At 45.3% G+C, this 15,224-nt stretch carries 11 protein-coding genes and 3 pseudogenes; 4 read left to right on the plus strand and 10 right to left on the minus strand.

What is annotated here, in order from left to right; all coding sequences use genetic code 11:
- Positions 1 to 24 precede the first annotated feature (24 nt).
- A complete protein-coding gene (locus GKR74_RS02810) occupies positions 25 to 801 on the plus strand; it encodes a DeoR/GlpR family DNA-binding transcription regulator (RefSeq protein WP_154602441.1) in 777 nt (258 codons plus the stop codon).
- Between the two features lie 114 nt (positions 802 to 915).
- Positions 916 to 1,269 (plus strand): DUF1937 family protein, encoded by a 354-nt coding sequence (locus tag GKR74_RS02815; RefSeq protein WP_154602442.1) that lies wholly within the window; start codon positions 916 to 918, stop codon positions 1,267 to 1,269.
- A gap of 73 nt (positions 1,270 to 1,342) precedes the next feature.
- Here the strand turns inward: GKR74_RS02815 and ybaL are convergent, their stop codons facing one another.
- Both ybaL and GKR74_RS02825 read right to left on the minus strand, forming a co-directional pair.
- Complete coding sequence (gene ybaL / locus GKR74_RS02820) at positions 1,343 to 3,091, minus strand: YbaL family putative K(+) efflux transporter (RefSeq protein ID WP_154602443.1); 1,749 nt, start codon at positions 3,089 to 3,091, stop codon at positions 1,343 to 1,345.
- Positions 3,092 to 3,387: 296 nt separating this feature from the next.
- Complete coding sequence (locus GKR74_RS02825; RefSeq protein ID WP_154602444.1) at positions 3,388 to 4,602, minus strand: MFS transporter; 1,215 nt, start codon at positions 4,600 to 4,602, stop codon at positions 3,388 to 3,390.
- Positions 4,603 to 4,870: 268 nt separating this feature from the next.
- Between GKR74_RS02825 and ushA the strand changes: the two genes are divergently transcribed.
- Complete coding sequence (gene ushA / locus GKR74_RS02830) at positions 4,871 to 6,541, plus strand: bifunctional UDP-sugar hydrolase/5'-nucleotidase UshA (RefSeq protein WP_154602445.1); 1,671 nt, start codon at positions 4,871 to 4,873, stop codon at positions 6,539 to 6,541.
- A 45-nt stretch (positions 6,542 to 6,586) separates the two neighbouring features.
- On the opposite strand, the gene ybaK is transcribed toward ushA, so the two are convergent.
- The 4 genes and pseudogenes from ybaK to copA form a co-directional block, all read right to left on the minus strand.
- Complete coding sequence (ybaK, locus tag GKR74_RS02835) at positions 6,587 to 7,066, minus strand: Cys-tRNA(Pro)/Cys-tRNA(Cys) deacylase YbaK (protein WP_036952167.1); 480 nt, start codon at positions 7,064 to 7,066, stop codon at positions 6,587 to 6,589.
- Between the two features lie 32 nt (positions 7,067 to 7,098).
- Positions 7,099 to 7,908, minus strand: a pseudogene (locus GKR74_RS02840) (TraB/GumN family protein).
- 189 nt (positions 7,909 to 8,097) lie between these two features.
- Positions 8,098 to 8,670: an HdeD family acid-resistance protein gene (locus GKR74_RS02845; protein WP_154602447.1), complete on the minus strand. Its 573-nt coding sequence runs from the start codon at positions 8,668 to 8,670 to the stop codon at positions 8,098 to 8,100.
- A gap of 144 nt (positions 8,671 to 8,814) precedes the next feature.
- Positions 8,815 to 11,553 carry a copper-exporting P-type ATPase CopA gene (copA, locus tag GKR74_RS02850; RefSeq protein WP_154602448.1) on the minus strand — a complete coding sequence of 913 codons (2,739 nt, stop codon included), beginning with the start codon at positions 11,551 to 11,553 and terminating at the stop codon, positions 8,815 to 8,817.
- A 117-nt stretch (positions 11,554 to 11,670) separates the two neighbouring features.
- On the opposite strand from copA, the gene cueR reads away from it, so the two are divergent.
- Positions 11,671 to 12,081: a Cu(I)-responsive transcriptional regulator gene (gene cueR, locus GKR74_RS02855; protein WP_036952159.1), complete on the plus strand. Its 411-nt coding sequence runs from the start codon at positions 11,671 to 11,673 to the stop codon at positions 12,079 to 12,081.
- Here the strand turns inward: cueR and GKR74_RS02860 are convergent.
- The 4 genes and pseudogenes from GKR74_RS02860 to GKR74_RS02875 all read right to left on the minus strand — a co-directional run bounded on the left by GKR74_RS02860 (position 12,035) and on the right by GKR74_RS02875 (position 15,181).
- Entirely contained in the window at positions 12,035 to 12,514 is a 480-nt protein-coding gene (locus GKR74_RS02860) for an NfeD family protein (protein ID WP_154602449.1), read from the minus strand. The two genes, cueR and GKR74_RS02860, sit on opposite strands and share 47 nt — an antisense overlap.
- A pseudogene (locus tag GKR74_RS02865) lies at positions 12,508 to 13,461 on the minus strand (SPFH domain-containing protein). Before GKR74_RS02865 ends, GKR74_RS02860 begins: the two are co-directional and overlap by 7 nt.
- A 13-nt stretch (positions 13,462 to 13,474) precedes the next feature.
- Positions 13,475 to 14,332 (minus strand): co-chaperone YbbN, encoded by an 858-nt coding sequence (locus GKR74_RS02870; protein WP_154602450.1) that lies wholly within the window; start codon positions 14,330 to 14,332, stop codon positions 13,475 to 13,477.
- 24 nt (positions 14,333 to 14,356) lie between these two features.
- Positions 14,357 to 15,181, minus strand: a pseudogene (locus tag GKR74_RS02875) (SDR family oxidoreductase).
- Positions 15,182 to 15,224: the final 43 nt, after the last annotated feature.

The following is a 15,224-nucleotide window of genomic DNA, read 5'->3' on the forward strand; positions in this document are numbered from 1 at the left end:
TTAAATGGTCAGAAGGATTAAACTATGTGTGAGGGACGCTCCTCAAAAGTACGACACCAAACCATCATTGAGATGTTATCGACTCAAGGTCAGGTGTATGTACAGGAGCTTGCAACGCATTTTAATGTGGCGCAAGAAACTATCCGCCGTGATCTGAGTAAGCTTGAAACTCAAAAATTATTAAAGAAAGTTCACGGTGGGGCTGTCAATATTCAGTCCAAATTTGAGCGTAATTTTACAGAACGAGCGCAAGCTGCTGTTGATGAAAAGAAAGCGATAGCAGCAAAAGCAGCGGAATTAATTAAGCCCGGAGACACACTGTTTATTGATTTTGGTACGACGACCTTTGAGTTTAGCCAACGCATTAAGTCGATTGATAATATTACGGTGATAACAAACTCGCCGTTGTTAGCGAGCACATTGCAGGAAAACCCGACCATCGAAACGATTTTGATTGGTGGGCAATTTAATGCGGCACAAAATGCCTGCTTAGGCGCAATCGCATTAAAGAATATTACGGAATTTTTCGCGGATTATGCGGTTATCGGCGCTGGTGCTTTTCATCCTCAGCATGGTGTAATGGATCAACACGTTGATGAGGCTGCCATTGCGCAAAAAATGCAGGAAAACAGCGATAAGCTGATGGTGTTAGCTGATGGAACAAAAGCCCATAAGCATGCGATTAATTTTGTGGCAGGATGGGAGAATATCGATTATCTCATTACTACCACTAAAGACTTTAAATTAGCTGAAAATAAAAAGCGCCCGAAAACCAAAATTATTATTGCAGATATTCTGTAAGCCATAAAAATCAAAGTATTACTCATTTAATTTATACCCTATGGAAAATAATTCATTTATTTTTCATAGGATTACTTTGCTTAAAATTCGTTAAATACGACACTAGGAATTAAAATGAAACTCTATTTTATTGCGTGCCCATACTCTGATCCTGATAGTAATATTGTGGAAATGCGTTTCCAAGCTTGTACCCAATATGCCGCGGAATTAGCGCTTAAAGGAATTGCAACCTATAGCCAAATCACCATGACTCATCCAATCAACCAGTACTTAGCCTCTCAAGGGCAAAAAGTGGCATGGTCAGAGATTGATATGGAGTTTTTAAAGCGCTGTGATGGTTTGATTGTTCTGACGCTGGCGGGATGGGAAAAAAGCGGTGGTGTTGCCGCAGAAATTCAATTCTTCAAAGATAAAGGTTTACCTGTGTGGACTGACAGTGAATTTGCTGAAAAAATGCTGAATTCATAATAAAAAAAGCCGTAACGTTAATCAGTTACGGCTTTTTGTTTTCAATTAAAAATAAACTTAATTGACACTGAACTTAGTGGCTCGGTTTTAGATATTCATCCAAATTTTTACCATCTGGGTTGTGATTATCTTTATCCTTATCATCCGGGATAGCACAACCAAATTCAGCCACATCATTGCACATTAACGTGGTGATAGATTTTGCAATCTCATGTTCACCAATAATAATGTGGTCTGCACCGCGCTCTCTAATAAAGCTCACTTCATCATCATAGTGGGCGCGTACGACCACGGTGATATTCGGATTCAGCTCTTTGGCGGTAGCCACAATTTCACCTGCTTCATAACCGTTTGGAATGGTTAGCAACAGGGATTTTGCACATTCAATGCGGGCCAGGCTTAGAATTTCTTTACTCGCGCCATTACCTAAGATGGCACAGAAACCATTTTCAGCCAGCTCTTCAAAACGTGCGCGAGTATCTTCAACCACAACCAGCGGGATTTCACGACGACGCAGTTTATCAGCCAGCATGCCGCCAACACGGCCGTAACCCACTATCACTGCATGACCACAAATATCCACTGGGATCTGAGTCTCTTCTTCCAGAGTTTCTTCCAGAAGCTGTTCTTCGATGGTCTCGGTTTTTTCCAGATATTTATCCAGGAGACTGAATAACACTGGGTTTAACATGATAGAGACAATCGCACCGGCTAATACCAAGTTTTGCGCGTCTTTATCCATTACCCCGAGTGCCAGACCCATACCGGCCAAAATAAAGGCAAATTCACCAATTTGTGCCAAGCTAACAGAAATGGTTAATGCGGTACGGCGTGAGTGCCCAAACATTCGTACGAGCACCAGCGCGGCGGCGGATTTACCAATGATAATGATACCGAGAACAGCGAGGATCCCTAACGGTTGCTCAATGAGAACCACTGGGTCGAATAACATCCCGACAGACACGAAGAACAGTACTGCAAATGCATCACGTAACGGTAAAGTGTCCTGAGCCGCACGATGGCTCAGCTCTGATTCATTTAGCACCATGCCTGCGAAGAATGCGCCTAGTGCGAAGGAGGCGTCAAAAATCGCGACAGCAGCATAGGCGATACCTAATGCAAGCGCTAAAACCGCAAGCGTAAACAGTTCACGGGAACCTGTTGATGCCGTGCGAGATAAAATCCATGGGATAACTTTTCGCCCGATGACAATCATAATGACAATAAAGGCAATGACTTTACCTATTGTCCATCCAAGGCTCATGGCTAATTCGCCAAAACTGGCTTCATTGCTATCCATGATCCCTGCGGCAGCCGGTAACAGCACCAAGGCGAGAACCATGGCTAAGTCTTCAACGATCAGCCAGCCAATAGCGATTTGCCCGCGTTGGCTTTCAATCAGTTGTCGCTCTTCAAGTGCGCGTAGTAATACAACGGTACTGGCGGTTGAGAGACAGAGACCGAAGACAATTCCCGTAAATATGCCCCAACCGAATAACATCGATAAGCCAAGGCCTAATAAAGTTGCGACGGCTATTTGAGCGATGGCGCCGGGGATAGCAATCGCTTTTACGGCTAATAAATCTTTTAATGAGAAATGTAGACCAACACCAAACATCAAAAGAATAACCCCAATCTCAGCGAGTTCAGGGGCTAGGGTGGTGTCTGCAACAAAACCGGGGGTAAAAGGACCCGCTAACACACCCGCGGCAAGATAACCGACAAGTGGCGAAATTTTTAAGCGCTGCGCGAGCATGCCTAATATATATGCAAGGGCGAGACCACCAACAATGGTTGTAATTAAGGGCGTTGAATGCTCCATTAAGTCTCCTCTGGTTTGTTTATGAATAGGAAGGTGGGTACATGCCTTTGGCTTTCAAAATGTTGATGACGTTAATCACCATTTTGAAATACAAATTGCGTGTTCATCTATTTTAGCGGTTTTGAAAACAAATTTCTTTAAAAAATTGACTGGTTTCTAAAAAAAAATCGAGCTGATAGGGATAAATCGTTACAAGCTTTTTATTTTAGTCATTTTTATGGAAGTCTTTTGTAAAATAAAGGAAGGGTTATCCATACTTATGAAAACATAAGTATGGATAAAATAAGGTAATAAGGCTATTTGTTGTTTATATTTGGTAACAATACAGTAAAAACACCCAATAATGGCAGAAAGGCACAATATTGATAAACTTGCTCAATACTGGTTTGGTCTGCAATATGACCCAAGACAGCAGCGCCAACGCCTCCCATACCAAAGGCTAAACCAAAGAATAGCCCTGAAACCATCCCCGTTTTACCTGGGATCAATTCTTGAGCGTACACCAAAATCGCCGAAAATGCTGAGGCTAAAATCATTCCGATAATCACCGTCAGGACGCCGGTCCAGAAGAGTGACGCGTGAGGTAAAATCAACGTAAATGGGGCAACGCCAAGGATAGAAAACCAGATAACATACTTGCGTCCAATTTTATCACCAATAGGGCCACCAATCATGGTACCCGCCGCAACGGCGAATAAAAATACAAACAAGTGAATTTGGGCGTTTTGTACCGAAACACCAAACTTATCGATTAAATAGAAAGTGTAGTAGCTGCTAATACTCGCTAAATAGAAATATTTTGAGAAAATTAAAATTAATAAAACGCTGAGAGAGCCAATCACCACTTTGCGAGGCAGTACTTTAATTTCTCCGTGAATAACGGGTTTTTTCTTTGCTGCGCGATGCTGCTGTTTATACCAACTGCTAACCTGCAAAAGAATAATAATGGCGAGTAGTGCTGCGAACGAGAACCAGCCGATGTTGCCTTTGCCATAAGGTTCAATAATCAGTGCAGCAAGTAGAGGGCCTAATGATGCGCCGAGGTTGCCACCCACTTGGAAAAAGGATTGTGCTAAACCATGGCGACCACCGGATGCCATCCTCGCCACCCGTGAAGATTCAGGATGGAATACAGAAGAGCCAGTCCCCACTAACGCGGCAGCGATTAAGATGGTTGGGAAGGTTTCAGCCATCGCTAATAATAGTAAGCCCGACAAGGTAAAGCTCATGCCTATTGGCAAAGAGTAGGGTTGTGGGTGTTTATCGGTGTAATAACCAATAATCGGCTGTAAAAGTGATGCCGTGACTTGGTAAGTGAGGGTGATCATCCCAATTTGAGCGAAGCTTAGGGAAAAATCAGATTGTAATAGGGGATAAATCGCTAATATTAGCGACTGGATCATGTCATTCAGTAAGTGGGAGACACTGATTGCCGTCAAAATACTGAAAACGGTTTTTCCCGTTTTATTAGCGGGTTTGGCGCCGCCATTCGCTGCTGTTTGCTCGCTCATCATCGTCACTTTAGTTTGTTGCGTAATTGTAACCAATATAACTAATATAGAAATTATTTAAATGGCAATATGAGTGGCATGGGCAAATTGGTGGAAAATATTAGTCGATCCAGATCTCATTTCTTTGTAACAGCGTTCTGTTTGTGCATAGCCGCTCAGATCTTGCCATCATTTTTATGCTATAAGACTGAGTCTATTAACACATGGCTTATTACCTCATAACAAACTACGTAATCGGTAGAGATTTCTATACCAGCAGGGAGAATGTATGAAACTGACATTTAAGGCATCCGCATGCGCATTAACTGTCTCGTTAGCGCTGCTACCCGCAGCGATGGCAAATGCGTGGGAAAAAGATAAAACCTACAACATCACTATTTTGCATACTAACGATCACCATGGCCATTTTTGGCACAATGAAAAAGGTGAGTATGGCTTAGCGGCACAAAAAACCGTGGTTGATGAAATTCGTGACGAAGTTGCGAAGCAAGGCGGCAGTGTTTTATTACTCTCGGGTGGGGATATTAATACTGGTGTACCAGAGTCTGACTTACAAGATGCCGAGCCAGATTTTAAAGGAATGAATTTAGTGGGCTACGATGCGATGGCGCTCGGTAACCACGAATTTGATAACCCGCTAGAAGTTCTGAAGCAGCAAGAAAAATGGGCAACATTCCCATTTTTATCTGCCAACATTTATCAAACCAGCACAGGCAAACGTCTGTTTAAGCCTTATCAGGTTTTTGATAAGCAAGGCGTGAAAATTGCAGTTCTGGGTTTAACCACAGATGACACGGCAAAAATCGGTAATCCGGCAAACTTCCCTGATGTTGAATTCCGTGTTCCTGCCGCTGAAGCTAAAAAAGTGGTGGAAGAGTTACGCGCAACTGAGAAACCGGACATTATTATCGCAGCAACCCATATGGGGCATTACGATGACGGCAAACATGGCTCTAACGCACCAGGTGATGTTGAAATGGCGCGTAGCTTACCTGCTGGCTATTTAGATATGATAGTGGGTGGTCACTCACAAGACCCTGTTTGTATGTCTCAAGAGAATAAAAACTACAAACAAGAAGACTATGTGCCGGGAACGCCGTGTGCGCCAGACAACCAAAATGGCACCTGGATTGTTCAAGCCCATGAGTGGGGTAAATATGTGGGTCGTGCCGATTTTGAATTCAAAAACGGTAAATTCACCTTAAAACACTATCAGCTGATCCCAATTAACCTGAAGAAAAAAGTGAAGAAAGACGACGGTTCATCGGATTACGTCTACTACACACAGGAAATTGCACATAACCCTGAAATGACAAAATTGCTAACCCCTTATCAAGATAAAGGTGACCAGCAATTAGGCGTGAAAGTCGGTTCAGTGGAAGGCAAGCTGATGGGCGACCGTAATAAAGTGCGCTTTGAGCAAACCAATATGGGGCACTTACTGCTGGCGGCTCAAAAAGAGCGGGCTGGGGCGGATTTTGCCATCATGAGTGGCGGCGGCGTGCGTGATTCCATCGAAAGCGGCGATATCACCTATAAAGATGTCCTGAAAGTTCAGCCATTTGCTAACGAATTAGTGTATGTGGACTTTAAAGGCGAAGAAGTTCTGCCATACCTGCAAGCGGTCGCTAACATGAAACCTGACTCTGGTGCTTACGGTCAGTTCTATAATGTGAGCCTGACTCTGAATGCCGATGGCACAATCAGCGATGTGAAGATTGATGGCAAGCCAGTCGATAAGAATAAAACTTACCGTATGGCGACATTAAACTTTAACGCAATTGGTGGTGACGGTTATCCAGCTATCGATACTCATCCAAACTACGTGAACACTGGCTTTGTGGATGCGGAAGTGCTCAAAGGCTATATTGAGAAACATTCCCCATTAAAAGCTGCTGATTACGAGCCAAAAGGCGAGATTGTTTATAAAAATAAATAATCGGTAATGAGTATGAAAAAGCCCCTTGATTGGGGCTTTTTATTTTTACGATTCTTTCTTAATATCCGCAAAGCTGGCATTTAGCACACTTGCCAGATCGCTTGGGGCGAGTTCTAAATCCAAACCGCGCTTGCCACCGGAAATAAACATAGTCGTAAATTCTTGGGCTTGGCTATCAATCACGGTCGGAAGGCGTTTTTTCTGACCTAATGGGCTGATCCCACCCAGCAAATACCCCGTAGTTTTTTGGGCAATTTGCGGGTCGGCCATTTCGACTTTTTTGACTTTAAATACCTTGGCGACAGATTTGAGATCGAGCTGCCCAGAGACTGGAGTGACAGCCACGGCTAAGGTTTTTTGATCGCCATTAAGCGCGACTAATAAGGTTTTGAAGACTTGCTTGGCATCTAAGCCTAATTTTTGGACGGCTTCATCACCAAAATTACTCTCATTGGGATCGTGATCATAGGGGTGTAGCGTGAATTTAATTTTTTGTTTTTCCAGTAATTTAACTGCCGGAGTCATAATTATTCCTTTTCTTTTTTCATGACTGGGTTTTATCAATTATCGTTTCGTAAATAATCAATTAAGCTCTGTTCACCAAATAAATGCAGCGCCCCCACGGCGACAACATAATTGCCCGTAGGCAAGGTTTTCAGCTTGCTTGCCCATTCCTGATTACGCTGGGTCATCAGCACATTATAAACCCCTTCGCTAAAGGTATTGGGTAATGTAACGCAATTTTCCGGTTGAAAATCCAGCCACCAGCTGATCATGGTTTGCAAGGAGCGGGCATTGGCACGCCAATGGATTAAGGTATCTTGCAATAATGGCAAACCATCATCGGGTAAATCGAGCAGTAATTGCACTTGGGATTCTACACCTTCTAGCTCAATGATGGGCTTATTTTGGGCTAGCGCGTTATGGATCAGTTGGTAATCAATCCCGTAGTGACCCCGTAAACCCAATAACTGCGCTTGGGTGGATTGCATGGTCAGGGCGACTTGCCATGAAGGAAGATGGTCAAACTGAGTTGGGGATTGACGTATCTCTTGGCAGTATTGCAAAAACAGGGAAAATTCGGTGTCCGTTAATCGCTGGGAAATCGGCGCTATCAAGGTTGTAGACGTTGGAAAAGGGGAGTTTGCTTGAGTGATATCCGCCTCAACAATCAGACCATTTGCATGGTTGATTTTATCGAGCAAGGTCGCGGATAAGGGAAACATATTTTCAGTTCCCATATGAATACTGCCAACAATGTGCAGCTTTATATTATTAGGCAAGCGAACATCAACAGCAGGATAAGGATAATTCGGAGCCACTCCCCGGTGCAGCCAACTTTTTAAGTTTTCGAGTAGTTTTCCCATCTGATATTTATCCTGATTTAACGACTGAGACAAACAGAGTAAACAATCTTGTGGGAATTTGCGAATTACACCGCACGATACGGTCTATTACTAAAATATTGCCTATCACTAAGCAGACGAATTGCAGATAAAAAAATAGCGCCTCATCATCAGGCGCTATTCATTATATTACGTGAGTCATTATGCAAATTAGTCTTTGCGCTTTAATAGGCTTAATAGAGAGAATAAACCAAACGCACTGAAAATTAATTCGATACCGATTAATGCGGTTAACAGCGCAACTGAGGTAATCGGACCATTGCCAATTAATAAGTAAGCAATAAAGAAGTCCAGAACCCCGATAATAATCTGCATCCAACCACCCGCAGATTTAATTTGCTGGATACCGGCATATAGGCGCATTACCCCGCCAATAATAAACAGCGCTGCAATCACCATTGCCATGGCGATTAAACCCTGTAAAGGCTCTTTGATAAAAGCATAACCGACGATGCAGTAAATAATCCCGATGACAAATCCAAAGAGACGAGACCAACCTGTATAGATAGTGGTGCTCAGGATGCTCACAATGGCGCCGACGCCACTTAAGATTAATAACACGCCCACAATAGCACTGACGGCAATACCAGAGGCAACCGGATTAGCTAAACAGGCGATACCACCTAGCAGTAATAACACGGCGAGAACCGCCAAAATATTACGTTGCTTTTTCACATCACCATTAGCTAAGTTGGTGAGTTTTTCGCGATTAATATTTAACATGGAACCCTCAAACAGTGAAAATAATTAAAATCACTTAATTATAGAACAGGAATGATGAAGTCACTGAGGTATTCGGGCGATTTATTGCGTTGAGTCAAAATGTTGGAAAAGCCACCTTTAAAGAATAAAGGTGGCTTGATGCGGCTATTTTTCAGGTTTGAAACGTAATAAACGGTTGGCGTTGCTGACTACGGTAATGGAAGAGAGCGCCATGGCGGCTCCTGCCACAACAGGGTTCAATAACGTACCAGTAATAGGGTATAAAATACCGGCAGCAATCGGAATACCTAGCGAGTTATACACGAAGGCCCCAAACAAGTTCTGTTTCATATTACGCAGAGTTCCTTTGGAGATAGACACTGCATCTGCAACGCCGTGTAGACTCTGGCGCATCAAGGTAATTGACGCAGTTTCAATCGCAATATCACTGCCGCCACCCATGGCAATCCCGACATCAGCGTGAGCGAGAGCGGGAGCATCGTTGATACCATCACCCACCATTGCCACTTTATGACCTTTGGCTTGCAAAGCTTCAATCGCCGCAGATTTTCCGTCTGGCATCACACCCGCAATCACTTCGTCAATTCCCGCCTCTTTGGCGATTGCTTGGGCTGTAACAGGGTTATCCCCGGTTAGCATCACTAAGCGGAAGCCTTGTTTATGCAGACGGGCGAGGGCGCTAACACTATCTTCACGTAATGGGTCGCGAATAGACAGCAGTGCCGCAATCTGACCATCAACCGCCAATAGCACCGGCGTAACCCCAAGAGATGCTTGCTGATGGAGCGTTTCATCGATTTCACGGGTATCAATCTGGTTTTCAGCCAGCAGTTTCTGATTGCCGAGTAAAACGGTTTTACCCTCAACAACTGCGGTGACACCTAATCCAGCCAAAGTCCTAAATTGCTGATTGGCAACAATATCCAGACCTTTTGCTCGGCTAACAATTGCACGAGCCAGCGGGTGGTTAGAGCCACTTTCGAGGGACGCTGCAAATTGCAAAGCTTGTGATTCATTAAAGCCGTTGAACAGGTGAATATCAGTAACTTGCGGCATGCCTTCCGTTAAGGTGCCCGTTTTGTCAAAGACGATAGTATCGAGCTCGCTCGCTTGCTGTAAGGCATCGGCATCACGCACCAATACCCCAAATTCTGCAGCGCGACCGACACCGGATATAATTGACATCGGCGTTGCAAGACCTAAAGCACACGGGCAGGCAATAATCAGTACCGTGGTCGTGATAACCAGCGCGTAGGTAATTTGCGGAGCCGGGCCCACGAAATACCAAATTGCCCCTGAAATCACTGCAATAGCTACCACAACAGGGACAAACACTGCCGAAATACGGTCCGCTAATTGCCCGATTTGCGGTTTACTGCTTTGCGCTTGGCGGACTAAGTGAATAATACGCGCTAACGTGGTTTGGCTACCCACAGCGGCAGCGCGGAATAACACGGTACCATCTTGCACAACAGTTCCTGCGTGTACTGCATCGCCACTGCTTTTTTGCTGCGGGATAGGCTCACCCGTTAGCATAGCTTCATCCAGCCACACTTCGCCTTCAATGATTTCGCCATCGACAGGGACACGATCCCCAGTGGTTAAGCGTAAAACCATGCCTTGTTTCACTTGAGCAAGGGGCATATCGACTTCCCCTTGTTCGGTGACAACGCGGGCCGTTGGTGGCGTTAAATCCAACAATCGCTCTAAGGCTTTGGAGGAACGCTGGCGTGCGCGCTGCTCAAGGGCGTGACCTAAGTTAATCAGACCGATGATCATGGCGCTGGCTTCGTAATAAAGATGGCGAGCTTGTTCTGGGAACATCTCAGGCCAAATATTGACGACGATGGAGTAGAGCCAGGCCGCTCCAGTACCTAAGGCAACCAAGGTATCCATGGTGGCGCTACCATTTTTTAAGCTTTGCCATGCACTGCGATAAAAATGCCCACCTGCAAAAATCATCACCAGCAGCGTTAGCACCCCGATAGTGAGCCAAATGTTGTGGTTATCAGCGCTTAACATCATGTTGTCGCCGATCATCCCCCAAATCATCACGGGCACACCTAAAGCAAGGGCTAGCGCAGACTGCCAACGGAAGCGGCGCATATTAGCTTGCGCGACTTCTTGCTGGCGTTCACGGCGCTTGGCTTCATCTTGGATGATTTCAGCGCCATAACCTGCTTTTACAACCGCTTCAACGAGGTCATCGGGCTTCGCAGTTCCAGTGACTAACGCACTGCGTTCCGCTAAGTTCACTCGCGCGTTTTCCACGCCAGGTACGCTATTAAGTGCTTTTTGCACTTTACTGACGCAGCTGGCGCAGGTCATGCCATCGAGTAATAATTGAATGCTGTCATCGGTCACGGCAATGTCAGGTTGTTCGCCGAGGTCAGACTCTTGTGCCGGAATATCGCAAACTGCCGCTGAACCCGTTTCCGGCTGTTCAATTGATGTCTTCAGCGGCTCAGTTTTTGGGGAGCTAGCACCTTCTTGGGCAAGTTCTGCGTGGAATCCTGCGCCTTCTACCGCTGCGATTAAATCCGCTGCAGAGGCAGTGCCATAAACTTTCGCCAGTTGAGTATCTACAACCGCGGCAGCAACGCCTTCAACCGCTTCTAATGCTTGCTGGGTTTTCCCTGCGCATTTCATGCAGTTTAAGCCAGAGAGTTGCAATTCAACATTTGGCGCAGTCGCTTCAGTGGCTTCATAACCTGCATCGACAATGGTTTGAATGAGGGATTCGACGTTAGCGCTACTTTCAATTACCGCGTAATCAATAGTGACGTTGACCGATTCAACATCAGGGCGTGCTTGCAGTGCTTTTGTCACGGAGCCGACGCAATGCATGCAGCTCAAACCTTGTAAGGATAGAATTATTTTCATTTTTGATTCTCCGGGCCTTCTCATAACGAGGGGCTATAATTTGTACACAAAATCAGTCTATAATCCGCTATGTAGTTAAGGTTAAACCTTCCCACAAGGGTAAGGTCAAGGGGAATTATGAATATTAGTGAAATTGCCAAAAAAACCGGTCTGACAGCTAAAGCAATTCGCTTTTATGAAGATAAAGGGCTGATCACACCACCGGAACGCGGGGATAATAGTTATCGCTATTATCAAGCCAGACATCTCGATGAGCTGATGCTTTTAAAGCAAGCCAAAGATGTGGGGTTTACGCTGGACGAGTGCGGGGAATTACTGGGATTGTTTCGTAATCCAAGCCGACACAGTGCGGATGTGAAAAGTGCGACGATAGCGAAAATTGATGAAATTCAGCAGACGATTTTAAAGCTGTCGGCTATTCGAGATACGTTACAAGAATTAGTGGATGTCTGCCCCGGTGATGAAGGGGCAGACTGCCCGATTATTGACCATCTGGCGCGTGGCTGTTGTCACCATGGTAAGGCTTAACTTTTAGGGTGTTTCCGTCCACGGCGGTCACTTCCACTTCAGCTTCCGCTTTTAATGGGACGTCGCTGTATACGCGCCAACTGCCATCGGCGAGGCGCACGCGGCTAAACCCCTCTTCGGTATCAGTTAGCAAGCGTGCCCTGACACCAACCAGCTGGTGGCTGATTTGATTGACATCATCGGCACGGCTGGCTTTGCGGTGGCTGAGCCATTTTCGCCATAAAATCGCAGAAACGACGGTAAATACCGCAAATAAGATACCTTGCCATTCCCAACTGAGGAATGGCAATGCAAAGGTGAGCACTCCAACGGTGACGGCGGCAATGCCGGACCAAAGTAGGTAGCCACCTGTACCAAGAAGTTCAGCAATCAGCAGTAATCCCCCAAGACATAGCCAAAACCAGACGGGTTGAGTGCTGATAAATTCTATCATTCTTTAGCCTGCTTTTTGTTTGCGCCCATTTTTTTGCTTTCGCCAATGAGTTCAGTGATCCCACCAATCGCGCCCATTAAGTTGCTGGCTTCTAATGGCATCATGATCACTTTGCTATTTTCCGCTGAGCCAATGCTGGTAAGGGCGTCCGTGTATTTTTGTGCCACAAAGTAGTTGATAGCCTGCATATCACCGGCGGCGATCGCTTCAGAAACCATTTGAGTCGCTTTAGCTTCCGCTTCTGCCGCACGCTCACGCGCTTCCGCTTGTAAGAAGGCGGATTGACGTTCACCTTCCGCTTTCAAAATTTGCGACTGTTTTTCACCTTCCGCTTTTAAGATAGCCGCTTGACGAATACCTTCGGCTTCCAGAATATCGGCACGTTTGGTTCGTTCCGCTTTCATCTGAGCGTTCATCGCACTGACCAGCTCTTTTGGTGGTTTGACATCACGAATTTCGATACGGGTGATTTTTACGCCCCATGGGTTGGTGGCTTCATCCACCACGTGCAGTAAGCGGCCATTGATAGAATCACGCTGGGAGAGCATTTCATCCAGCTCCATCGCCCCAAGAACCGTACGGATGTTGGTCATGATCAGGTTCAGAACGGATAATTCTAAATTGCTGACTTCATACGCGGCACGTACTGGGTCAATCACTTGAATAAAGCAGACAGCATCAATAGTGACGTTGGCATTATCACGAGAGATAACTTCTTGGGATGGAATATCAAGGACTTGTTCCATCATATTGATACGGCGACCAATTTTATCCATAAATGGCACTAAAAGGTGTAAACCCGGTTGTAAGGTACGGGTATAACGCCCAAAGCGCTCAACTGTCCACTGGAAACCTTGCGGTACCGTTTTTACGCAGGTGGTAACGATAACAACGGCAATAATGACAAGAATAACAACTGGTAACGCACCAGACGCGAACAAATCCATAGGTAATCCTTAACTAGTAAAGTAATGAATAAACTTGGCGACGGAACTTGCTCGCAAGTGCATCACCTGTTCCCATTGCTGACATGATATCCATCATGGTTTTCTTGATTGCGCCATCCCCTGCATTTAAGTCTTTACGTAAGAAGGTGAGCAGCATGTCTAATGCCTCTTCATTGCGATTGACTTCGTGAAGCTTTAACGCCAGTTGAACGGCTAACGTGGTATTTTCTTGATCTTGATTGAATTCTTTTATCAGCTGCTGAATTTCTGGGGTATCCGCAGCTTGTTTGGTTAATTCGATTTGAGCTACTAAGCCTTGATAACGGCTATCTTTATCTTGCATTGGCACAGTGGCTAACAAGGTTTCGGCATCATCAATTAAATGTAGACCAATTTGCACTTCGGCTAATAAGAATGTGATATCGCTGTTTTTAGGCGCAAGTTGGTTGGCTTCTTTCAGTAATGGCAGAGCCTCTTGAAGTTTGCCCTCAGCCACTAGTTCAGCGGCTTGCGCGGCTTTTAACTCTTCTGGGCTTGGTAATACGCGAGAGAGTATTTGCAGCACCGCCTCTTCAGGTTGTGGACCTTCGAAGCCATCAACTGGGCGACCATTTTGCAGCACATAAACCGTTGGAACGCCTTTTAAGCCAAATTGGCTGGCGATCATTTGTTCTTCATCGCAGTTAACTTTTGCAAGGATAAATAGCCCCGCGTAATCTTGAGCAATACGCTCTAACATGCTGGTGAACTCTAAGCTTTGCGGGCTGCGTGGTGACCAAAAGTAGAACATGACAGGCATGTTCATGGATTGTTCGATGGTCTGGTGTAGGTTGGTCTCGTTAATATCAATAATTTGTGCGTTAGCTAACATAAACAGTCTCTTTAAAATTCGTTATTAATCATGTCAATGAAATGGGGGCTTAGTTCTGTTTTTTCAATCTTTCTTGCCCTGACCCGCGAGGACTTTGTCCATCAGCTTATCGGGTAATACACGTTTTAGTATACGCACAAAAACCGTTAATAATGTGACGGAGTAGCGTACACGTGGACGCGGACTCTCTAATGCCAAAATCAATTTTTTGACCACATCTTCAGGATATAACGTAAATTTTGCGGCAATTCCCGGATTCTTAACCGGCTTATCTTGCTGAGTTTGCGCCACATTTTGGGTAAAGGCACTGTGGATAGGTCCAGGCTCAATTAAGCTGACGTGAATACCAGAACCTTGTAATTCTAAGCGCAAGGCATCTGACCAAGCTTCCAGCGCATATTTGCTGGCGGCATAAGCTCCGCGACCCGGCGTTGAAATAATGCCCATTACAGAGCTGGTTTGCACGATACGACCTTCATGATGCGGCAGCATGGCGGGAAGCAGCAGGAAGGTCAATTGGTGAACTCCGAAAAAATTACTGGAAAATTGGGATTCCAATTGCTGGCGGCTCACGGTGTTCAATGGGCCATATACTCCGAATCCGGCGTTATTGAATAATCCGAAAAGTTTCCCATTACAGAGCGTCAGAACCTGCTGAGCAGCGGCTTCAACACTTACTGGGTCGTCTAAATCTAACGCCACAGTTTCGAAGCCAACTGATTGTAATCGTTCAATATCAGCCTGTTTTCGACAGGTGGCTATCACGCGATAACCACGCTGTTTTAAAGTCTGCGCAGCGCACAACCCTATGCCACTTGACGCCCCTGTCACTAATACCGTTTTTTGCATAACTTTACCTACTCTGGGCTAAATGTTCGCTATCATATTGGTT

It is taken from the genome of Providencia sp. wls1914 (assembly GCF_009706645.1).
In the GTDB taxonomy this organism is placed as follows: domain Bacteria; phylum Pseudomonadota; class Gammaproteobacteria; order Enterobacterales; family Enterobacteriaceae; genus Providencia; species Providencia zhijiangensis.

What these genes read in the sequence shown, in the direction of transcription:
- GKR74_RS02810 (WP_154602441.1), top strand. Translation starts at nt 25, where the DNA reads ATGTGTGAGGGACGCTCCTCAAAAGTACGACACCAAACCATCATTGAG.
- GKR74_RS02815 (WP_154602442.1), top strand. Translation starts at nt 916, where the DNA reads ATGAAACTCTATTTTATTGCGTGCCCATACTCTGATCCTGATAGTAAT.
- ybaL (WP_154602443.1), bottom strand. Translation starts at nt 3,091, where the DNA reads ATGGAGCATTCAACGCCCTTAATTACAACCATTGTTGGTGGTCTCGCC.
- GKR74_RS02825 (WP_154602444.1), bottom strand. Translation starts at nt 4,602, where the DNA reads ATGAGCGAGCAAACAGCAGCGAATGGCGGCGCCAAACCCGCTAATAAA.
- ushA (WP_154602445.1), top strand. Translation starts at nt 4,871, where the DNA reads ATGAAACTGACATTTAAGGCATCCGCATGCGCATTAACTGTCTCGTTA.
- ybaK (WP_036952167.1), bottom strand. Translation starts at nt 7,066, where the DNA reads ATGACTCCGGCAGTTAAATTACTGGAAAAACAAAAAATTAAATTCACG.
- GKR74_RS02845 (WP_154602447.1), bottom strand. Translation starts at nt 8,670, where the DNA reads ATGTTAAATATTAATCGCGAAAAACTCACCAACTTAGCTAATGGTGAT.
- copA (WP_154602448.1), bottom strand. Translation starts at nt 11,553, where the DNA reads ATGAAAATAATTCTATCCTTACAAGGTTTGAGCTGCATGCATTGCGTC.
- cueR (WP_036952159.1), top strand. Translation starts at nt 11,671, where the DNA reads ATGAATATTAGTGAAATTGCCAAAAAAACCGGTCTGACAGCTAAAGCA.
- GKR74_RS02860 (WP_154602449.1), bottom strand. Translation starts at nt 12,514, where the DNA reads ATGATAGAATTTATCAGCACTCAACCCGTCTGGTTTTGGCTATGTCTT.
- GKR74_RS02870 (WP_154602450.1), bottom strand. Translation starts at nt 14,332, where the DNA reads ATGTTAGCTAACGCACAAATTATTGATATTAACGAGACCAACCTACAC.